Origin of the sequence: Labilithrix luteola (assembly GCF_001263205.1) — a bacterium.
Taxonomy (GTDB): Bacteria; Myxococcota_A; Polyangia; order Polyangiales; family Polyangiaceae; genus Labilithrix; species Labilithrix luteola.
The window spans coordinates 4,072,999-4,092,764 of the sequence record NZ_CP012333.1 but is presented as its reverse complement, the minus strand read 5'-3'; the positions used below and the strand labels follow the sequence as shown (position 1 = coordinate 4,092,764).

General features: G+C 67.5%; 15 protein-coding genes. 10 read left to right on the top strand and 5 right to left on the bottom strand.

Translation table 11 applies throughout. The features are described from left to right. Nucleotides 1-211 precede the first annotated feature (211 nt). Genes uvrA through AKJ09_RS18245 form a run of 3 tightly spaced genes read left to right on the top strand, consistent with a single transcriptional unit; the run spans nucleotide 212 to nucleotide 6,275 of the window. Nucleotides 212-3,133, top strand: coding sequence for an excinuclease ABC subunit UvrA (gene uvrA, locus AKJ09_RS18255; protein WP_169927634.1), 2,922 nt, complete (start codon nucleotides 212-214; stop codon nucleotides 3,131-3,133). Beyond that, a complete protein-coding gene (locus tag AKJ09_RS18250; RefSeq protein ID WP_146648479.1) occupies nucleotides 3,133-5,349 on the top strand; it encodes a M28 family peptidase in 2,217 nt (738 codons plus the stop codon). The genes uvrA and AKJ09_RS18250 overlap by 1 nt, the downstream gene beginning before the upstream one ends. 50 nt (nucleotides 5,350-5,399) lie before the next feature. Then, on the top strand, nucleotides 5,400-6,275 hold the full coding sequence (locus tag AKJ09_RS18245; protein ID WP_205633734.1) for a cyclase family protein: 876 nt from the start codon (nucleotides 5,400-5,402) through the stop codon (nucleotides 6,273-6,275). Between the two features lie 9 nt (nucleotides 6,276-6,284). On the opposite strand, the gene AKJ09_RS18240 is transcribed toward AKJ09_RS18245, so the two are convergent. From AKJ09_RS18240 to AKJ09_RS18230, 3 genes are all read right to left on the bottom strand, one after another. Beyond that, complete coding sequence (locus AKJ09_RS18240) at nucleotides 6,285-8,630, bottom strand: hypothetical protein (protein WP_146648477.1); 2,346 nt, start codon at nucleotides 8,628-8,630, stop codon at nucleotides 6,285-6,287. A gap of 323 nt (nucleotides 8,631-8,953) precedes the next feature. Further along, nucleotides 8,954-10,885, bottom strand: coding sequence for an ArnT family glycosyltransferase (locus tag AKJ09_RS18235; protein WP_146648476.1), 1,932 nt, complete (start codon nucleotides 10,883-10,885; stop codon nucleotides 8,954-8,956). After that, nucleotides 10,882-11,766: a hypothetical protein gene (locus AKJ09_RS18230; protein WP_205633733.1), complete on the bottom strand. Its 885-nt coding sequence runs from the start codon at nucleotides 11,764-11,766 to the stop codon at nucleotides 10,882-10,884. Before AKJ09_RS18230 ends, AKJ09_RS18235 begins: the two co-directional genes overlap by 4 nt. Nucleotides 11,767-11,883: 117 nt before the next feature. Between AKJ09_RS18230 and AKJ09_RS18225 the strand changes: the two genes are divergently transcribed. From AKJ09_RS18225 to pyrE, 4 genes are read left to right on the top strand one after another with little or no spacing between them, the layout of a single operon-like run. After that, nucleotides 11,884-12,279, top strand: a complete 396-nt coding sequence (locus AKJ09_RS18225; RefSeq protein WP_146648474.1) for a bactofilin family protein — start codon at nucleotides 11,884-11,886, stop codon at nucleotides 12,277-12,279. Nucleotides 12,280-12,332: 53 nt separating this feature from the next. After that, the gene (locus AKJ09_RS18220) at nucleotides 12,333-12,647 is read left to right on the top strand and encodes a bactofilin family protein (protein WP_146648473.1); all 315 of its coding nucleotides are present in this window, start codon (nucleotides 12,333-12,335) and stop codon (nucleotides 12,645-12,647) included. A 9-nt stretch (nucleotides 12,648-12,656) separates the two neighbouring features. Continuing rightward, entirely contained in the window at nucleotides 12,657-13,286 is a 630-nt protein-coding gene (locus AKJ09_RS18215; RefSeq protein WP_146648472.1) for a bactofilin family protein, read from the top strand. Then, entirely contained in the window at nucleotides 13,286-13,840 is a 555-nt protein-coding gene (gene pyrE / locus AKJ09_RS18210) for an orotate phosphoribosyltransferase (RefSeq protein ID WP_146648471.1), read from the top strand. Before AKJ09_RS18215 ends, pyrE begins: the two co-directional genes overlap by 1 nt. A 261-nt stretch (nucleotides 13,841-14,101) precedes the next feature. Here pyrE and AKJ09_RS18205 read toward each other — a convergent pair whose 3' ends face one another. Continuing rightward, complete coding sequence (locus tag AKJ09_RS18205) at nucleotides 14,102-15,826, bottom strand: hypothetical protein (protein ID WP_146648470.1); 1,725 nt, start codon at nucleotides 15,824-15,826, stop codon at nucleotides 14,102-14,104. 289 nt (nucleotides 15,827-16,115) lie between these two features. Here AKJ09_RS18205 and AKJ09_RS18200 point away from each other — a divergent pair, with 289 nt between their 5' ends. Next, a complete protein-coding gene (locus AKJ09_RS18200) occupies nucleotides 16,116-16,955 on the top strand; it encodes a pyruvate, water dikinase regulatory protein (RefSeq protein WP_240488512.1) in 840 nt (279 codons plus the stop codon). A gap of 60 nt (nucleotides 16,956-17,015) precedes the next feature. Here the strand turns inward: AKJ09_RS18200 and AKJ09_RS18195 are convergent, their stop codons facing one another. Further along, nucleotides 17,016-17,588, bottom strand: coding sequence for a hypothetical protein (locus tag AKJ09_RS18195; protein WP_146648469.1), 573 nt, complete (start codon nucleotides 17,586-17,588; stop codon nucleotides 17,016-17,018). Nucleotides 17,589-17,683: 95 nt separating this feature from the next. Between AKJ09_RS18195 and AKJ09_RS18190 the strand changes: the two genes are divergently transcribed. After that, nucleotides 17,684-18,808 carry a tellurite resistance TerB family protein gene (locus tag AKJ09_RS18190; protein ID WP_146648468.1) on the top strand — a complete coding sequence of 375 codons (1,125 nt, stop codon included), beginning with the start codon at nucleotides 17,684-17,686 and terminating at the stop codon, nucleotides 18,806-18,808. A 53-nt stretch (nucleotides 18,809-18,861) separates the two neighbouring features. Continuing rightward, on the top strand, nucleotides 18,862-19,701 hold the full coding sequence (gene proC, locus AKJ09_RS18185; RefSeq protein WP_146648467.1) for a pyrroline-5-carboxylate reductase: 840 nt from the start codon (nucleotides 18,862-18,864) through the stop codon (nucleotides 19,699-19,701). Nucleotides 19,702-19,766: the final 65 nt, after the last annotated feature.

The window sequence follows — 19,766 nt, the reverse complement described above, 5'->3', positions numbered from 1 at the left end:
CACAGCCGCCGGAGTCGCCAAGCTGGCACCCGCGGCCGGGCCCTTTCGGGGGCACCTTGCCAATCTGACAAGCGAGGTGCGGTCGACCTCGAGCGCGTTTGCGGCGGCGAGTCCCGAGAACCGAGCCTAGTATCCGCCCGCCGCAATGCCGTCGCCGTCTTCCCGTCTCGCTCAGAAGCTCGCTCGGTCGTCGTCGGAGGTCGCCTTTTCGATGACACACCAGGCCCGCGAGCCGGATGCCATCGAGGTGCGCGGTGCGCGCGAGCACAACCTCGACGTTCCGCACTTGACCATCCCCAAGCGGGCCCTCGTCGTCTTCACGGGACCAAGCGGCTCGGGCAAGTCGAGCCTCGCGTTCGACACGCTCTATGCCGAAGGCCAGCGGCGCTACCTCGAGACGTTGTCGGCCTACGCGCGGCAGTTCCTCGGGCAGCTCGAGCGGCCCCATGTCGATCGGATCCGTGGTCTCTCGCCCACGATCGCCATCGAACAGAAGAGCGCGGCTTCGAACCCTCGCTCCACCGTCGGTACGATCACCGAGATCCAGGACTACGTGCGCGTTCTCTACGCCCGCGTCGGCGAGCAGCGCTGCATCGCGTGCGGCAAGCTCGTGAAGGCTCGCAGCGCCGCCGAGATCGCGCGCGAGATCGCCGAATTCCCTTCGGGCACGCGCCTCCGCATCCTGGCCCGTCTCGTCACGCACCGAAAGGGCGAACACCGCGAGCTCTTCGCGGACCTCAAGCAGCGAGGCTTCTTGCGCGTCGAAGTCGGCGGCGACCAGCACTCGCTCGATGATCCGCCCACGCTCGCCAAGCACGTGAAGCACACGATCGATCTCGTGGTCGATCGCATCGTGCTCGGCAGCGTTGCCCCTGCGCGCATCGCCGAGGCCGTCGAGAGCGCACTGAACGAGGGCAAGGGCGAGCTCGTTTGCGCCATCGACCTCGGCAAGGCGGCGAACGGCAAGTCGGAGGAGCGCATCCCGTTCAGCGCGAACCGCGCGTGCTGCGGACGAAGCTATCCCGAGCTCAGCCCGCCGAGCTTCTCCTTCAACAGTCCGCTCGGCAGCTGCCCCGAGTGCCAGGGGCTCGGCGTCCGCGCGGAGGTCGATCCGGGCCTCGTCGTGGCCGATCCCGATCTCTCGATCAAAGACGGCGCAATCCTCCCTTGGGCGTCGGCCATGTCGCGCGGAGAGGGCTGGATTTTCCGCATCGCCGAGGCCGCAGCCCGCGCGTGCAAAGTGAGCCTCTCCACGCCCTGGAAGAAGATCCCGAAGGACAAGCAGAAGAAGCTCCTTCACGGCATCGGCGACTCGAAGCTCAAAGTCTCCTGGGGCAAGGAAGGCTCCGACAGCCACGGCACCTTCGGCGTGAAGTTCGAAGGCGTCATCCCGAACCTCGAACGCCTCTACCGCGAGACCAACAGCGAGTCGATGCGTGAACACTACAAGAAATTCTTCCGCGATCGCCCGTGCGGCGCCTGCAAGGGCCGCCGCCTCCGCCCCGAGAGCCTCGCGGTCTACGTCGGGCAGAAGAACATCGGCGAGCTGATGGGAATGACCGTGGAGGGCGCCGTGAACCACGTGCGCGGCCTCACGCTGCGTCCCGCCCAGAAGCGCATCGCCGAGGGCGCGCTCGTCGAGATCGAAAGCCGCCTCAAGTTCCTCCTCGACGTCGGCCTCGACTACCTCACCCTCGATCGCCCCGGCCCCTCGCTCTCCGGCGGAGAAGCGCAGCGCATTCGCCTCGCGAGCCAGCTCGGAAGCGAGCTCTCCGGCGTCATGTACGTGCTCGACGAGCCGTCGATCGGCCTCCACCCGCGCGACAACGCGCGCCTCGTCTCCACGCTTCGCCACCTACGCGACCTCGGCAACACCGTGCTGGTCGTCGAGCACGACGAGGAGACGATCCGGGCCGCCGATCATGTGGTCGACTTCGGCCCCGGAGCCGGTCACCTCGGAGGCAAGGTCATCGCCGAAGGCAGTCCGAGCGAGATCGAGAAGAACCTCGAGAGCATCACGGGCGCCTTTTTGTCGGGCCGAAAGAGCATCGAGGTTCCGGCGGTGCGTCGCGAGCCGAAGGCCTTCATCGAGGTCGTCGGCGCACGCGAGCACAACCTCAAGAACGTCGACGTGAAGATCCCGCTCGGCGTGCTGTGCTGCGTGACCGGCGTGAGCGGCGCGGGCAAGAGCTCGCTCGTCAACGGCATCCTCCTGCCGGCGCTCGGCGCGCACCTGCACGATTCGGCCGAGTCGATCGGCGAACACAAGAGCATCAAGGGCATCGACAAGCTCGACAAGGTCATCGCCATCGATCAGAAGCCGATCGGCCGTACGCCGCGCTCGAACCCGGGCACGTACACGAAGGCGTTCGACTTGATCCGCGAGGTCTTTGCGCAGCTGCCCGACGCACGCGCACGCGGCTACGACGCCGGGAGATTCAGCTTCAACGTGAAGGGCGGTCGCTGCGAAGCCTGCGGCGGCGACGGTGAAGTGAAGGTCGAGATGCACTTCCTCGCCGACGTTCGCGTGCCGTGCGAGTCGTGCTTCGGCAAGCGCTACGACGAGGCGACGCTCGAGATCCGCTTCAAGGGCAAGAGCATCGCCGACATCCTGGATACGTCCGTCGACGAGTGCCTCGAGCTCTTCTCGGCCTTCCCTGCCCTGCGCCGCATCCTCGAGACGCTCGTGTCGGTCGGCCTCGGCTACATGAAGATCGGTCAGAGCGCGCCCACCCTCTCGGGTGGTGAGGCGCAGCGCGTGAAGCTCTCGCGCGAGCTCGGCAAAGTCCAGACGGGCCGCACGCTCTACGTGCTCGACGAGCCCACCACCGGCCTCCACTTCGAAGACATCCGCCGGCTCCTCTCCGTGCTGATGCGCCTCGTCGAGGCAGGCAACACCGTCGTCGTCATCGAGCACAACCTCGACGTCGTGAAGTGCGCCGACTGGGTCGTGGACCTCGGGCCCGAAGGCGGCGCCAAGGGCGGCGAGATCGTCTGCACCGGAACACCGGAAGAGGTCGCGCGACACGCCACCTCCTACACGGGCAAGTTCCTCCGCGACTTGCTCGCGCCGAAGGTGCAGCCGAAGAAGAACGGAACGCCGAAACGCCTGGCGGAATCGCCGCGCGCCTGATGAGTCGAGCGCTCGGCGCAGTACTCCTCGCATTTGCGGTCGTCTTCGCGGCGGCGTGGGTTCGCTACTCGCCGCCGCGCCCCTTGCCGGCGAGCGCACCACCGGAGCGCTTCTCCGCCGAACGAGCGCGCGAGCTCCAACGCGCGATCGCCGGTGACGGCGTGGTCACGCGCGCACAAGGCACGCCGGGTCACGAGCGCGCAAAAGGCGAGCTCGTCGACGCACTGTCACGTTTAGGACTGAATCCCGAAGTGCAGCACGCCTTCGTCTGCGGGCGACACGGTTCGTGCGGATTCGTCGAGAACGTCGTGGCGCGCCGTGCCGGAAGCGATCCGAATGCGTCGGCCGTGGCGCTCATGGCGCACTACGACTCGGCCCCCGCGAGCCCAGGAGCGAGCGACGACGGCGTCGGCGTCGCCGCGGTGATCGAAGCCGCGAGGGCGCTCTCGCACGATCCACCGCAAAGGCGCCCCGTGGTGATCGTCCTCACCGACGGAGAAGAGAGCGGACTTCTCGGTGCCGAGGCCTTCGCGCAGTTGCATCCGCTCGCGAAGAGCGTTCGCTCGGTGGTCAACGTCGACGCACGAGGCAGTCACGGCCCGAGCAACCTCTTCGAAACGAGCACCAACAACGCCTGGCTCGTGGGGCTCGCGGCCAAGAACCTCGAGCGACCGGTCTCCTCGTCGCTCTTCTACGAGGTCTACCGCCGGATGCCGAACGACACCGACTTCACGGTGATGAAGGCCACCGCGAATGGTGTGAACTTCGCGAACCTCGCAGGCATCGACGACTACCACACGCCGCTCGACTCCATCGCGAACGCGGACATCGGCACGCTGCAGCACCACGGCGAGCAAGTGTTGGCGATGGCGCGCGCACTCGGCGAATCGACCGAGGCCGAGCACCCGCCGGCGGGCGACGCCACGTGGTTCGACGTGCTCTCGCTCTTCATCGTTCGATGGCCGGCGGGCTTCACGCTGCCGCTCGCACTCGCCGCGCTTGCGCTCGTGGTCGGGCAGGCCATCCGCATGCGCGCGTTCGGTGCGAAGGGGCTCTTCGCGAGCCTCGCCACGCTCGGCGGTGGCGCGCTTGCCACCGTCGCGGCAGGTCTCGCAATGAAGGCTTCAGGAGCGCTCGCCGTTCCGTGGATCGCGCATCCTGCGTTTCCCCTCGCCGCCCTGCACGGCGCCGCGCTCTTCGGAGGGCTCTCCGTTGCCGCTGCGACGACGCGCGAGGCAACACCGCGCGGCACGTGGGCCGGAACGTGGATTCTGTGGAGCCTCCTCGGTGTCGGCGCTGCCTACGTGGCACCAGGCACGGCCTATCTGTTCGTCGTTCCCGCGCTCGCGGCCGGTCTCACCGCCTGGCTGCCGATCGAGATCACGAGTGGGCTCGCGGCGGTCGTCGCGGGGATCCTGTGGTTGCCTCTCGACACACCGATCTACGACGCGATCGGATTCATCATCCCACCGGTCATCGCCATCTCGACCATCGTGCTCTTGTCGGCCTTGCCTCCGCTCTTGCGAGGTCTGCCGCGCGCGGTATGGATCGGAATGGGGGTCGTGACCTGCGCCGCGATCGGCGTCGCGACGTTGCAGCCGCTCTTCTCGACCGTGCACCCTCAGCGTGCCAACGTTCTCTTTCGGCAAGACGAAGACGCCGCGCATGCCTACGTGCAGACGTCGTGGGGCACCCTCGAGTGGGGCTCGCCTCCTCGCTCGATGCTCGAATCGCTGGGGCCTCTCGAGATGCTGAGTCCTCGCGCGCCCCTCCCGGTGTCGCTGCCGTGCCCATCCGTGGAAACCACACGCATCACGGTCGCCGCGCCGGCGCTCGAAGTGGAGAAGAGCTCCGTCGAAAATGGCCATCGCCACGTGAGGATTCGCCTCCGCTCGCTTCGCGGAGCCACCTCACTGCTCCTCGTCTTCGGCGACGGAAAGGCGCCACGCAACGTCGTCATTTCGAGCCACGGCCAGGTGGCATCGTCGTCCCGCGGCTGGCTCGTCTTGCGAGGCATTCCGACCGAAGGACTCGAGGTCGACATGACCGCCGATGGTCCCGATCCCATCGACCTCACCCTCATGGACGTCACGCCGGGTGTTCCCAAGGACACCCCTGCTGCAAAGGCCGTCGACGCGCGCCGTGCGCTCGAAGGCGTCGCGGTGCCCTTCCAGGAAGGCGACATCACGATCGCGACGAAGCACGCGCGACTCTGATCGCCGCGTGCGGCACGCCATCGTTCGATTCGACGCGTCCGCATGACACGGTGACGGTCGAGACGCGCATGGTCATGTTGACCGCCATGCACCGTCGCGCCGCCCTCGGGCTCCTCTCGATGCTGGCCTCGGGTTCGTACGGCTGCGACTCCGTGCAAAAGGCGTCCACGACGTGTGCCCTCCCCGCGTCGGGTCTCGCGCAGGGCTCCACCGTCGTCGACCTCTCCCACGCATTCGACGAGCAGACGATCTACTGGCCGACCGAAGCCGGGTTCGTGCTCGAGAAGGAGGCCGATGGCGTGACGGCCGGCGGCTACTACTACGCGTCGAACAAGTTCTCGGCGCCCGAGCACGGTGGAACGCACATCGATGCGCCACGACACTTCGCCCAGAATCATTCGACGGTGGACCAGATCCCGCTCGATCGCCTCATCGGCCCTGCCGTCGTCGTCGACGTGACCGAAGCATGCGCGCGCGATCGCGATCACAACGTGAACGTGGCCGACTTCGAAGCGTGGGAACGAACGCACGGCACGATTCCGAATGGCACGATCGTGCTGATTTTCACGGGCTTTGGTCGCTATTGGCCCGATCGCGAAAAGTACATGGGCACGGCCGAGCGAGGCGCGGAGGCGGTCAAGAAACTCCACTTCCCCGGCCTCGATCCCGACGCCGCCGTGTGGCTCGTCGAGAAGCGCGCCATCCACGCCGTCGGGCTCGACACGCCGAGCATCGATCACGGACCGAGCACCACGTTCGACTCGCACCGGCGGCTGTTCGAGCGCGAGGTCCCCGCGTTCGAGAACATCGCGAACCTCGATCAGCTGCCGGCGACCGGAACGACCGTCGTTGCGCTACCGATGAAGATCAAGGGCGGTAGCGGCGGTCCACTCCGCGCCGTCGCCATCGTTCCGAAAGCGCACTGAACTGCCAGGTCACTGCGGGCCAGGCGTCGTGCAGAAGCCGCCGATGCACCGGTCGCGGGAATCGCAGCACGGCAGCGTGTCCGTGCACTTGTCGGTGTGACCGGCGCACGTCGCGTTCGGCGGAGACGCACCACACACGAGGCCGGCTTCGCCTGCGCCGCACGAGCCGTTGCAGCACTGGTCGCCGCTCGAGCACGACTCGCCGTCGGAGCGGCACGGATCGAGAACCCAGAAGCCGCGCGCGTTGCCCGCGAGGAGCTCCTGCGCCGGAAGATAGAAGGCTGGGTGGCTCGCGTCGGTGCCCGGCGGGGCGTTGAGGTCGATGGCGGCGACCCACAGCTTCTTGGTCGTGATGTTCTGGACGAGATCGACGCCGCGCGGATCACTGCAGAACGGCGGGATCGTCGCCTCGTTGCCGTACATGCGGCGGCTCGTGAAGACGACCCACGCATAGCCACCGGTCGCCACGGGATTGACCGTGGGCTCGTAGTTCTGGTCGACGTCGAGCGCGTGGTCGGCGTTGTAATCGCCGACCGGGAGAGTGTCGCCCGTGCAGCTCATGATGGTCTTCGCCGGGAGCTTCGGCAGGTAGCCCTTGCCATTCAGGTTGTCGAGCGGCGTGACGCTGTTCGCATCCGCGGAAGACGTCCAGTAGATCTGGGCATACGCACCTTTTCGCGTGCGCAAGTCGCCGAGGCCGTTGCCGTCGAGCCCGGGGTCGGACTGGCGCTGGAAGACGATCGACTTCGCATCGGGCAAGAAGGCGGGCCAACCCGGGCGGACCTTGGCGTCCAGCGCCGACGCGTCGAACACGACACGCTGCCCGGAGAAGGCGTGCGTGGTCGCGTCGTAGTCCATGACGACGAGCTTCTGCGTCGGCTTCGCGAGCGTGGAGCTCGCCATCGGATTGAACACGACCGCCTTGCCGTCCGGCGAGAACGCGGGCGTTCCGAGGTTGCTGAAGTCCGTGAGACCGGTCGTCGGCACGAGGGTCGTTCCAGGCAGCGCGAACAGAACGGCATTCGACGAGAGCGCCGACGCTCCATCGGGCGCGATCGCCGGGTATGCGCTGTTGAATGTCGGCGTCTCGTTGATCGAGGTCGGCGTGATGGCGTAGTGCGAGCTGAGGGCGCTGTTGTTGCCGAGCTGCGCAATGAGCGACGCGCCGTTGGCCGAAACCGAGTGGCACACGCGGCATTGGGCGTCGCCGCCGTTCGTCCCTGCCGTCAGCTTCGGTCCAGTGTCTCCGACGCGGATGCTCAAGACGGCGCCGCCAAACCGCTTGTTTCCGCCAACTGCATCTCCCTGATTCTCGGCCAGCTTCGTGCCGTACGAGTTGTAATAGATGGTGCCGGAGAGGCGGCCTGGAGCGATGGTCCACGTCTCTTGAATCGGTCCGTACGCAACGCCGCCCTTGGCGACGACGAGCGTCATCGTCAGCTTGTCGGGGCCGGAGCTCGTCGTCCCTCCCGCACTGTTCGTCGCCGCGGCCCAAACATCTTGGGGAATCGGACTGCGAATGTATTTTCCGGTGGTCCCGAGGATTGCAGGACGTCCGAACGTGCCCGTCCACGAGAACGACTTGCTCGTCGTCTCGAGATGAATCGCGATCGCGTCGGCATCGCCCTCGTCCCACCTCCACTGCAGAAGCGGCGCGAGCATGCCGCGCGGGAAGACGGTCTTGTCGTACGGATAGAGGAGCGTGAGGTGCTTCGCCGTTCCATCCGAGCTCGGCGCTCCGAGCGCGGTCGCCGTCGCCGGATCGGTCACGGCCCCGCCGAGTCCTTCACCACCGACGCCACCGACACCGCCCCCCGCCGTGAGCTCCGCGGGGTTGTGTGCGATCTGAGCATCCTGCGCGGGGATGTTCGCGTTCACGCCGTTCTGCGTGCCCGTCACTTGAACGAGGACCTCGCGCTTGACGACCTGCCCGTTCAACGAAGCCGAGAGGGTGACGAGACCGCCGGTCGTGCCTGTCGCCTTGACCGTCGCGGAGCTCGAAGGCCCGGCGTCGACCGACGCGATCTCGCCACGATCGACGGCCCACGCGACATTTATCGGCTGATCGTTCATGGTCGCCGTGAAGGCGACCGTCGGCGGCGCCTGCCCGAGCACGGCTTGGATCGTCTGCAAGCCGCTCGGCTGGACGTCGAGTGGCTTCGACGATGGGTTCGTCGATCCGTCGGTGTCGCCAAAACCGGTCGACGGACCGCCACTGCTCGTCCCCGCTTCGTCCGAATCGCGCGTGCCGGGCTTGCCCTCTCCTTCCAGATCGGAGCCGCACGCGGCTGCCACGACTCCAGCAACGATCATCGAGAGGAGGAAGGCGCCCGAGCGAGAAATGGATGCAGGCATTCCATTTCACGATATCGGGCGCAGCCTCGCCGCCAAGTGCCAATCAAGCGCCGGCGGAGCGAATCTTGAATGTAGTCACGCGTGGCTCGACCGGAGCGTGCATCCTGCATCGGTCGTATCGGTCGTATCGGTCGTATCGGTCGTATCGGTCGCATCGGGCCTTCGCGTGGCGAAACGAACCTCGCTCGCAAAAGCAACGCGATTGCCAAAGACCGACATGTGCGCGCGAGCTCGGGGGCTCGTCCCCGCAGAAGGACGGCACCACGCCAGCTCGAGCCGCCCTCGGGCGTGGCGACGTCCCGCCACTCGCCCAAATGTGTGAATCAGCGCGACGGGCGGGTCGCGTTACGACGGTAGACCGTGATGATCGGGACGCCGTCGTGCGTGAGAACGTAGTCGGGCGTGGACGAGTGGTATTCCGTCCAGATGTTGTAGTCGACTTCGTTCATGTGCTGCTCGTGGTGCACGATCGAGAAGTTCGCTTCGGCGGGACTGCCGACGCCGCGAAGCCACGGCGGCACGCGCTTCTCTTCGACCATGCGGACCCACGAAGGCCACGCCGTATCCATGATGTAGACCGTATCGCCCGGCTTCGTGTTCTTCTCGAAGTAGGACGCGAGGCTCTCCGTGGTGAAGCCCCAGAACTGCCGGTTCAAACCGAGATCGGCGCCGCCCGCCGTGCCGCCGAAGAACGGCACGTAGGAGGAGAGACCGAACGGGTGCGAGTGGATCGTGACGGCGAGCGCTCCACCGAACGAGAGCGCGGCGACGACGACCTGGGCGAGGCGCGCCTTCGTGGCGTCGAGCGCCACCTTCGAGGAGAGAGCCGCCTCGATGCGCTGCCACACGAGGTCGAAGCCGCGGCCCGCGAGGATCACCAGGAACGGATACGCGGGCATCCAGTGCTTGGTGCCGCCGAAGATCGGCGTGCGCGGCAAGACGAAGGGGCCGAGCGGAACGGCGAGCGCGAGGAAGATGAGGAGATCGGTCTGGAAGCGGTCGCGCGCCGGAGCATCCTTCGGCCAAGGGAACGCGCGGCCGAGCCAGTCGCCGAGGCCCACCGAGGCACGGGCGAGGAGGAAGCGGAGACGATCGACGGCGCCCACCAAGAAGAGCACGAGCGTGATCGTCGGCACCGTGGCCATGATCATCACCGGCATGTACGAGCGCGGCGACGGCGGGCCGAAGTAGGTTCGGCCGAGGAATTCGATGTTGTAGTAGTCGTGGTGAACGTGGAAGTTCACGTATTCCTGGATACGAGGAAGCGTGTCGTTCCAGAGCCACGGCCAGAGGAGAACGAAGACCGCCGGGCCGAGCGTCGCCATGGCCACGAGCGACGCAGGAATGGGAATGCTTCCAGCGCGTGAGGCGCTGCGCGAGATCCGACGACCGTGCACGAAGATCGCGTGCGGGAGAATGACGGCCGGAAGCATCCACGCGTTGTGCTTCGTCTCGAGCGTGAGACCGTAGACGAGGCCCGCGGCAACCGCCCAACCGAACCCGCCGGTGGGCTTCTCTCCCGGTGCGTTGCCGCCACCTTCCGCGCGCCAGTAGACGTACACGCACGTGACCCACATCGCCATGATGGGCACGTCGAAGCACGCGAGATGCGCGTGGTAGAACGTGTTCGGCATCAGGCCGAGCGCGATCGCTGCGATGACACCGGCGCGACGCGAGTAGGCGCGCGCAGCGAACATGTACGTCACCCACAGCGCGAGCCCCATCATGAGCATGCCGGGGAAACGGAACGCGGTGCTCGCGTCGGAGAAGACCTTCCACTTCTCGTGGAAGAGCATGTGCGAAACCGCGAACAGGCTCTTCATGAGCGACGGATGCTCGTGGTTGCTCGACCAGCTCGCATCGACCGCACTTCGCTCGATGGCCTTGCTCGGCGCTTCGAGGAGCAGCTTGAACCAGCGCTCGTAGTCGGACGCCGCCGTGAAGTAGAAGCCCTCGTCGCGTGAGAAACCGAGGGTGCGCGCCGTGCCGAGCAGCCAGGCCACGTACGCGACGGCGATCCCGAGACCGATCAGCGGGTCGGCGTTCTTGCGGGCCCACGCCTTGGCACGTGTGCCGAAGTCGGCAGGCTCGTCGCCCTTCTCCGCAGACGCCGGAGCCTCGGCGCTCTCCGGCGCCTTGGACTCGGCCTGCTCGGCCTTCTCGGCGCGCTCGTCGTGCTGGTCGGTCTTCGACGTCTCCGCCGAAACCTCACCGGTCGCCTTGTCGCCCTGGGGAAGCTCGGTTGCCTCGCTCATCGCGTATCCGCCTCGAAGCAAAACTGCCTTTGACCGCTTCCCGTGACCTCGACGACGAGCTCACCGCGCTTGCCCGCGATGTCCGGTGTCGGAAACTCGAACGGCACCCATCCGGTGCCAATGCGATGGGCGTGTTGCCCGATCGGCCGATCGAAGGCCGAGAAGGCGAGCTTCGTCTTCTCCTCGGCCGACGGCGTGCGGTCCGTCACCCATTGGACACCGGCATGACCGTGGAGAGCCTCGCCGAAGTCGACGTCGGCAAAACGAAGCTTCACCGTCCCGCTGGTCGACGACACGAAAAGGCAGAGGTGGGGATGATGGTCGAGCGCATGGAGCACGGCCGCGCCCACGTAACCGCCACTCGGGCAATTGAACTTGTCCCCAGGGATGGCGGGGCCTTGCGGAACGCCGAGGCCACCCGGCTGCCCGGCTCCGTGGCTCCACGTACACGCCTGCTCGTGCTCGCCCTCGACCTTGGCGACGGTCATCTTCTCGGGACCGACACGCTCGAGCAGGTCGGTCAGAATCTTCAGGGGTGAAGGATTCTCGTACAGACCGATCGAGACCGGCCCGACCTTGCGCTCCGACACCTTCCGCCAGTGGGCGAGCTCGGCGTCGTGGGATCCGCGAATCGAGACCTCGAAGGCCCGAGGAAAACGAGACACGTCCGGTCGCGCTTCCCCCTTGATGCCCGCAAGCTCGTGACCGAAGAAGCGCCGCCCGAGCGGGTCTGCCCAAAAGGGGGCAAACACGACGAGATCGCCTGGTTTTGCCTCGGAACGCACGGCATCGCGCGCGGCAACCCATTGGTCGTCCGTGACGACGTCACCGCTCGTCTGCTTGGCGTGGAGCACGAGCTCCACGACGCCGACGAGCGGCACCGCACACAACCCCCATGCAAGGAAGGACCCAGCCCGGCTCAAAGCGCGCGCAGCTTAGCACGGGGCCCCCTCAACTGGTGACAGCACGGGGCGCCTGTACTAGTAGCCGATCGCACGATGGCAAGAACGACGCGTTCGAATGGCGAGGCGGGTCGCGAAGCAGTCATCGGCCGAGCAACACGCGTGCGCGGCCGCGTGTCGGGCGACGGCGATCTGCTGATCGAAGGAAGCATCGAGGGCGACATCACCCTCCGTGGCGACCTCACGCTGATCGGCGGCGCACGGGCGACCTCGAACGTCGAGGCGCAGGCCGTGACCGTCCAGGGCGAGCTCGACGGCGACATCCTCGCGCGCGGCGTCGTCCGTATCGAGGCTGGCGCTCGCGTCCACGGTGACGTCCGCGGGGAGCTCGTGGCCATCGAAGACGGAGCCGAGTTCAACGGGCGTCTCGACGCCGATTTCGATCTACCCCCCGAGCTCACGGGGACTGCCGGCACCGGAAGGCGCCGCTGAGCGCTGCGTTCGTCGCAGCTTTCTCGAAAATAAGCCCCTAGGCGGAGGACGACATGGCGAGCACGGTCATCGGCGCAGGCATCACGATCGAAGGCGAAGTCACGAGCGACGAGGATGTCCTCGTTCAGGGCACCCTGCGCGGCAAGCTGACGGCCAAGGACGCGGTCACGATCGAGCCCGGCGGCATCGTCGAAGCCGACATCGCGAGCGGCCCCGTAGCTGTCGCCGGCATCGTGACGGGCAACATCTCCTCGAGCGATCGCGTCGACCTCCAGAACGGCGCGAAGGTCGTTGGCAACGTCAAGGCCACGCGCATCACCATCGCCGACGGCGCCCAGTTCAAGGGCAACGTCGACATGGACGTGTAAGAGGAATCCATGGCTGATCCGACCGTCATCGGCCGCGCCACGTTCATCCGCGGGCGCATCAACGGAAGCGGCGACGTCGAAGTCGCCGGCCGCGTGGAAGGCGAAATCGCCTGCACCGGCGAAGCGCTGGTCGACACGAGCGGCCTCGTCGCCGGCCCGATCAACGCGCGCCGTATCGTCGTCCGCGGCGCCATCAAGGGCGACCTCGTCGCCGAAGAGCAGATCGTCCTCGAAGCCGGCGCTCGCGTCGTCGGCGACCTCCGCGCGCCCCGCATCGCCATCGCCCAGGGCGGTCTCGTTCGCGGTCACGTGCAGACCGGCGCCGCCAGCACGGCTCGTCCGGCAGCACGCACCGCCACCGCCCGTACCGCAGCGCCGGCTCCGGCTCGCGTGGTGGCGCCTCAAATTCGTGAAGAGCGCGTTCGCGAAGAGCGTCCGCGCGTTGTGCCCGCCCCCCTCCCGGCCAAGCCCGCGCCCGCTCCGGCTCCGGCCCCCGTCGTGAAACCCCAGGCGAAGCCCACCAACGGCGCGACCAACAAGCTGCCGCTCGGCACGCTCGCGGGCGCTCGCCCCGGGCCGCCCCCTCCGGTCGTTCCTGTCCTCAAGAAGGGCACGAAGGCCGTCCAGAAGAAGCGCTGATGAGCACCGCACGCTCGCGCCTCGTCGAACTGCTGCGCGAGCGTTCGTTCGCGCGCAAACGCGTCGTGCTCGCCTCCGGCAAGGAGAGCGACTTCTTCATCGACTGCAAGCAGACGGTGCTGACGGCCGAGGGCCACGTGCTCGTCGGCGAGCTCATGCTCGACGCTCTCGCCCAGCTTCCACCTTGCGATGCCGTCGCGGGTGTGGAGCTCGGCGGCTGCCCGCTCGCCAGCGCCGTCGCTCTCACGAGCTTCCTCCGCGGAGCGCCCAAAGACGCCGTCTACGTACGCAAGGAAGCCAAAGATCACGGCTCGAAGCGCCTCGTCGAAGGCGACACGAAGCTCCCGCCGGGCGCCACGCTCGTCATCCTCGAAGACGTGACGACCACCGGCGGCTCGACGCTCAAGGCCGTCGAGAAGCTCCGCGCTGCGGGCTACAAGGTCGCGGGCGTGGTCACGCTCGTCGATCGCCTCGAAGGCGGCCGCGCCGCGATCGAAGCCGCGGGCCTGCCACTCGTTGCAATCTACACACGTACCGACTTCATCCAAGACTAGGCAGGTAGGGGGCTCTGCCCCCCTCAAGGCCTGACGGCCTCGAGCCTCCCCCGGGGGTCGCGGCGGGTCGCCTTCGGCGCGTCGCGCTATGAGCGCGACGAAGAACCCGCCGCTCACGTTATGGCGACCTGCGAGAGCAGTTCCTCGGCGTTGCGCGTCGCTGTCAGGCGCGTGTCTGGCGATGTGCAGCCGAGTCGATGGTGGTGCAGCGACTCCACTGTCGAGTCGCTATTCGAGGAGGGGAAAGCCCCCTACTAGGACCTAGGGCTTAAGAGCGGCCCCCAAGAGGTCGCCGAAGTTATCGCCGCCGCCGCTCGGGGCGGGGTCGATGTCCGCGCCCTGAATGGGCTTCGGGATCGACGGGGCCGAAGCGCCCGTGGACGCGGGAGCCGCGGGACGACGTGCGACCGTCGTGGCGCGCGGAGCGGCGTGAGGAGCGGGCGGAGGTGCCGTGTGCTTTTCGACGGTCGGCGCGGGGGCCGACTTCGCAGCGTCGGCGAGCTGGAAGGTCGAGACCGGCGTCGGCTCGACGACCGGGGCCGCAACGCGCGGAGCCACCGGCTGGACGGCCTGCACCGTCTGAACCGGCGGCGCGACCGCGACGGGCTGCGGCGCTGCAAAGACGGGTTGCGCCTGCACGACCGGCGTGACGGGCGTGGCCACCTGGACGGGAACCGGAATCGTTCCCTGGGCGGTCGCCGTCACTTGCACCGGTGCGTGAGTGCCGACCGGAGCATTCGTCGCCTCTTCGTGAGGACGCTTACCCGAGAACACCCCGGTGGCGAAGAAGGCGAAGGCGACACCGAACGCGGCGCCGGCCACGAACCACGCGAAGCGCGAAGGCTTCGGAGCCTCGGCCGGCATGGGCGCAATTTGCCCGCGTACGGTGCCCACCGGGGCATACGGTCCCGAGACGACGCCCGCCGCGAGCTGCTGCTGGTGGAGGATCATCGACGGGCTCACCGGAGCCGCGGGCGACGAAAGCGCCGGACGGTAGGGAGCCACAGGCGCCGCCTGCATCGGCGCCGTCATCATGTTCTGCTGCGGGTGCATCGGCGCGCGCTGCCAGGCGTCCGGCGGCGGCGTGAGCTGCATCGGCCGCGGCATCGGCGGCTGAGAGTAGTGAGCGGGGGCGGCGGCAGGAGCCGGAGGCGGCGGCGGATAGGACGGACCCGAACGCATGTTTTGAGGGCCGCGGGCCGCCATGCGCGCCCACTGGTTGGACTCGCTGATGTCGTCGAACGCGGGCACAGGCGCAGCATACGATGCCGTGCGCGGGCGCACCTCCAAACGCGGCTCCGGACGCGCTTCAGGGCGCGCTTCGGGTCGCTCGCGCGGTCCCGAGCCTTCGTTCGGGCGCTGGGCGCGCGGGGTCGCCTCCTGATAGGAACGCGGCGGCGCCGGATACGGCTCGTACGAAGACTCCGACGAGTCCGACGAGTTGCGAGCCTGCGAGGCGTGGAGCGTGACCGGATCGCGCTCGGCGAACGCGGCCTCGTACGAATCGAAGGGCGCGCGAACCTCGAGAGAAGGCAGAGAGACCAGCGCCGCGTCGAGATCGGACGCGGCGTGCGCGTCGTCTCGGCTGCTCGAGAGCAGATGATCGTCGATCGGGCGCGCCTGCGTCTCCTCGTCGAACGACAGCGCCAGCTCACGCATCTCGCGCACCTGGAACGACGGCGCAACGCTACGAATCGGCGACGTCGCCGGGCAACCGTCGAGCGTCGCGGGCTCCGTATCGAGCGTGGGGGGCTCGTCGTAGCTTTTGCGAGGATCGCGATCGGTCGTGTCGTTGTCCGAGTCGACGAGCTCGCTATACGAGCGAGGCGGACGCGATTCGCGAACGCGCACGTCGGACGTACGGCGCAAGGGGGTTGGCGGCGGCGGCGGCGGCGAGGGCTTCACGGGACGGATCGCCGGGCGCGCAGGACCTTCGCGTCCTTCGCTCAGCGGCCGAAACTTCGGAAGCATTCCTCGGTTTGACATGGCTGTAATATTCCCGCCGCTCTCCGCTGGGTGGAAACCGGTGCAGTGTGCCTCTGCATCTTCCGTGCTCACGGTAGCGAGCACGCGGAGCAACTCCATTCAACGGGAAGGAGAGGCTCGGGTCGAGAGAATACGGCTCGGCAAGAACCCGACCGCCCGCCGGTCGCATTTCGCCGGGATCAGCGGCGATCCACCTCTGGGTCCATTCCCCCCCGATCCAGCGTTTAGAACCGCTTCCGGCGGGTTCGTCTGCCAGGCGTCCCGCAAGCGTGGTACACAAGCCTTCATCGTGGACGCCAAGCGCATCGACGTCCTTTCGGACTCCACGGGCGAGACGGCTGAAAAGGTCGTCCGCGCCGCCATGCTCCAGTTCCCCCACTCGGGAGCTCAGCTCCGTCTGCACACCCGCGTGCGGACGAAGGAAGCCGCGCGCCCGATCCTCGAGCGTGCTGCCCGTGAGGGAGCCCTCGTCGTCTTCACCGTCGTCAGCCCGGAGCTACGCGAGTTCATTCACGCGTCGAGCTACGAGCTTCGGGTGGAAGCCCTCGACCTCATCGGGTCGTTGATTGGAAAGCTCTCGGTCTATCTCGACCGCCAGCCGATCAACACACCGAGTGCGATGCTTCCGCTCTCCGACGAGTACTTCCGCCGTATCGAAGCGGTGGAGTTCACCGTCAAGAGCGACGACGGCAAGGAGCCTCGCAACTTCAAGAAGGCGGACCTCGTCCTCGTCGGCGTCAGCCGCACGTCGAAGACGCCGCTCTCCACGCTCCTCGCCCAGCGCGGTCTGAAGGTCGCAAACCTCCCGATCGTTCTCGGCGTGAGCCCGCCTCCGGAGCTCGAAGAGGCGAACCAGGAGCGCGTGGTCGGCCTCACGATCGGCCTCGAGCCCCTCGTCGAGATCCGCAAGGCCCGCCTTCGCCAGCTCGGCATGAGCGTCGACGCGAACTACGGCTTGAAGGACCAGGTCAAAGCCGAACTCGAATACGCGCAGAGCATCTTCTCGACGCACCCGAGCTGGCCCGTCATCGACGTCACCGGCCGCGCCATCGAAGAGACTGCAGTGATCATCCTCGAGTCGCTCAAGGAGCGCGAAGAGGCTCGTCTGATCGCCAAGCAGATCGTCTGACGTTTTCTCGAACGCGATCACGAGCGTGCCCCGCTTGCCGGAGCACGCTCGTGTGCTTTCTCACGAACAGTTGCAGACGCTCGCGCACGCGGCGCCGCCACCGCACTCGGCGAGGCACTGGCGATCGCACGTCGACGAGCTTCCGCTCGAGCCGGAGCTCGACGAGCTGGAGCTGCTACCCGTCGACCTGTTCGTCGTGCAGCGCTCCTCGGCGACTTGCACGCAGACCTCTTGCTCGGTCTGCGCCGTGAGAAGCTGGGCGGCCTGCGCGCACGTCGTGAACGCCCCCATCGAGCAGATGGAGTTTCCGCATCCGCACACGAGCTCGCTCACGGTCCCGCGAATGCGGAAGCCGCAGTGAGGATACGCGGCAGAGTCGACCACGACGTTCGGGCACTGACTCGTCGCGCGGCAGAGCGATGCTCCGCTGCTCGTGTCGATTCCACATCCCGCACCGACGAGCCCGGCATCCCCCGAATCCGACCCGCCCGCGTCGCTCGCCGAGCTGCTGCCGCCGCCCGTGCTCAGCGCATCCTGGAGCGCACACGCACCGAGAAGCGAGCCGAGCGCGAAGGAGCCGAGCGCAGCCACCGTCGCGAGCGATGCCGTCGACATGCGAAACCGCGTTTTCACGGCTGAGACCATGGCAGGCCCCACCCTGTCAGAGCCCGATCGAGACGGCCAACTTTCCGTGGGCCATCGCGCGCCGTCCGGTTACCGTTCACGGCATGACCATGGATGCGTACGCCCCGTCGATCGACCCGAAGACCTACGCGCTCGGTAGGCTCGTGGGAGCCCTCGCGGAAGACGGCATCTTTGCGCTGGCGAGCGGCGGAGGCCCGATCGCGCTCGAAGGGCTCGGCAAGCGTCGCGGCGAGGCCTATGCGGCGATTCTCGCAGGTCACCGGCTCAACACCATGTCGATGGAGTTCGACCCGTGGGTGGTCGAGATGACACGCGCCATGGCGCCGATTCATGCGCCGGCGTGGATGCCGATGAGCGAGGTCATCCGCGAGAAGGTCACGCTCGAAGCGGGCGCTCGAGGTCTGCGCGCGATCTTCTCTTCGAAGCCCAGCGACAAGGACGTCCAGCGCGTCAAACGCCTGGGCACGCTCGCCGTTCGCGTGCTTCGCGCGGTCTCCATCGCCGATGGCCCGCTCGACGCCGAGGAAGCACGCACCATCGCAGGCGTCATCGCCTCGCTCGGCCTGCCCGACGCCGACGCTCAGACGCTCTACGCCGAGCTCCCGGTGCCGGTCGAGCAGCTCGACGTCTACGGAGACATCGAACCGGCCGTCGCCAAAGCGCTCGTGCGAGGAGCTTGGCTCGCCGCGGCCAGCGACCAGATTGATCCGCGCGAAGAGCACGTGGTGCGAGTGCTCGCCAACAAGCTCGGCATCCCCGCGATGGACATGGAGGTCATGCGCAACGACGTCGTGCAGCGCATCGAGATGCGTCGCATGGGCGGCATCGCGGTGATCGACGCCATTCGCTACGTGCTCGCCGACCGCATGCCCGGACACGGCGTCACGCTCGCCGCCAAGGCCGGAACGCTCCTCATTCCTCGACGCTATCGCGAAGAGGCGCTTGCCCCCATCGGTCACGGTGCGCGTGTCGTGCTCGCGAAGCGCTTCGTGCACCTCTCGTCCGACGACAAGCTCATGGTCCTCGGCGTGACGTGGGCCGCGGCGATGTACGAGGATCCGTCGCTCGCCCGACGTGCCCTCCTGCGTGCCCGACACGAACGGGTGGCGGCCGATATGGGTGAAGACGGCAGCAAGGCGCGCCACCCGGTCGACGAGTGGTTCACCGACGTGCTGGCCCCTGCGGCTTGGCCCATGGGCGCCGATTAGCGAGAGACGGGTCTCTCGACACCCCGCGACGATCGAACGAAAGCAAAGACGACATGATGAAGAAGACGCTTGGATTCCTCGGTGCCGGCAACATGGCCGCGGCCCTCGTGAAGGGTCTGCTCCATTCGAAGCTCGTGCCGCCGGCAGGGATCATCGTCAGCGACGTGAAGGCCGAGCGCCTCGCCTCCCTCCACCAGACGCACGGCATCCGCACCACGTCCGACAACCACGAGCTCGTACGCACGAGCGACGTCGTGGTGCTCGCCGTCAAACCGCAGGTCATCGACAAGGTGCTCGAGGCCGTCGGCAAAGACATTCGGCCCGATCAGCTCGTCGTTTCCGTCGCCGCCGGCGTGCCGGTCTCGGCGATCGAGAATCGTCTCCCCGACGGAACGCGCGTCGTGCGCTCGATGCCGAACACGCCCGCGACGGCGCTCGCAGGCGCCACGGCCATCGCTCCAGGCACACACGCCACCGACGAGGACCTCGCCGTCGCACGCGCGATCTTCGAGGCCGTAGGTCGCGTCGTGACGCTCGACGAAACGCTGCTCGACGCCGTCACCGGGCTCTCGGGAAGCGGCCCCGCTTACGTGATGCTGATGATCGAAGCGCTCGCCGACGGCGGCGTGAAGGTCGGGCTCCATCGCGACACCGCGCTCCTGCTCGCAGCGCAAACCGTGTTCGGCTCGGCCAAGCTCCTGCTCGAAACCGGCGAGCACCCCGGCCGCCTCAAGGACATGGTCACGAGCCCGGGCGGAACGGCCATCGCGGGCCTGCACACCCTCGAATCGGGTGGCCTCCGCCGCACGCTCATCGACGCCGTGGAAGCCGCAACGATGCGCGCCCAAGCGCTCGGCGAGCAGATGGCAAAAAAGATGGCGGAGAAGAAGTAATCCTCTCCGCCATGCGGCAACCCTAGCCGAGCGTGCGCCCTCGCTCTCGAGGCGCAGCGCGCGCT

Bases quoted from the DNA above. Each gene is read 5' to 3' on its own strand.
- uvrA (WP_169927634.1), top strand. From the start codon at position 212: ATGACACACCAGGCCCGCGAGCCGGATGCCATCGAGGTGCGCGGTGCG.
- AKJ09_RS18250 (WP_146648479.1), top strand. From the start codon at position 3,133: ATGAGTCGAGCGCTCGGCGCAGTACTCCTCGCATTTGCGGTCGTCTTC.
- AKJ09_RS18240 (WP_146648477.1), bottom strand. From the start codon at position 8,630: ATGCCTGCATCCATTTCTCGCTCGGGCGCCTTCCTCCTCTCGATGATC.
- AKJ09_RS18235 (WP_146648476.1), bottom strand. From the start codon at position 10,885: ATGAGCGAGGCAACCGAGCTTCCCCAGGGCGACAAGGCGACCGGTGAG.
- AKJ09_RS18225 (WP_146648474.1), top strand. From the start codon at position 11,884: ATGGCAAGAACGACGCGTTCGAATGGCGAGGCGGGTCGCGAAGCAGTC.
- AKJ09_RS18220 (WP_146648473.1), top strand. From the start codon at position 12,333: ATGGCGAGCACGGTCATCGGCGCAGGCATCACGATCGAAGGCGAAGTC.
- AKJ09_RS18215 (WP_146648472.1), top strand. From the start codon at position 12,657: ATGGCTGATCCGACCGTCATCGGCCGCGCCACGTTCATCCGCGGGCGC.
- pyrE (WP_146648471.1), top strand. From the start codon at position 13,286: ATGAGCACCGCACGCTCGCGCCTCGTCGAACTGCTGCGCGAGCGTTCG.
- AKJ09_RS18205 (WP_146648470.1), bottom strand. From the start codon at position 15,826: ATGTCAAACCGAGGAATGCTTCCGAAGTTTCGGCCGCTGAGCGAAGGA.
- AKJ09_RS18190 (WP_146648468.1), top strand. From the start codon at position 17,684: ATGACCATGGATGCGTACGCCCCGTCGATCGACCCGAAGACCTACGCG.
- proC (WP_146648467.1), top strand. From the start codon at position 18,862: ATGATGAAGAAGACGCTTGGATTCCTCGGTGCCGGCAACATGGCCGCG.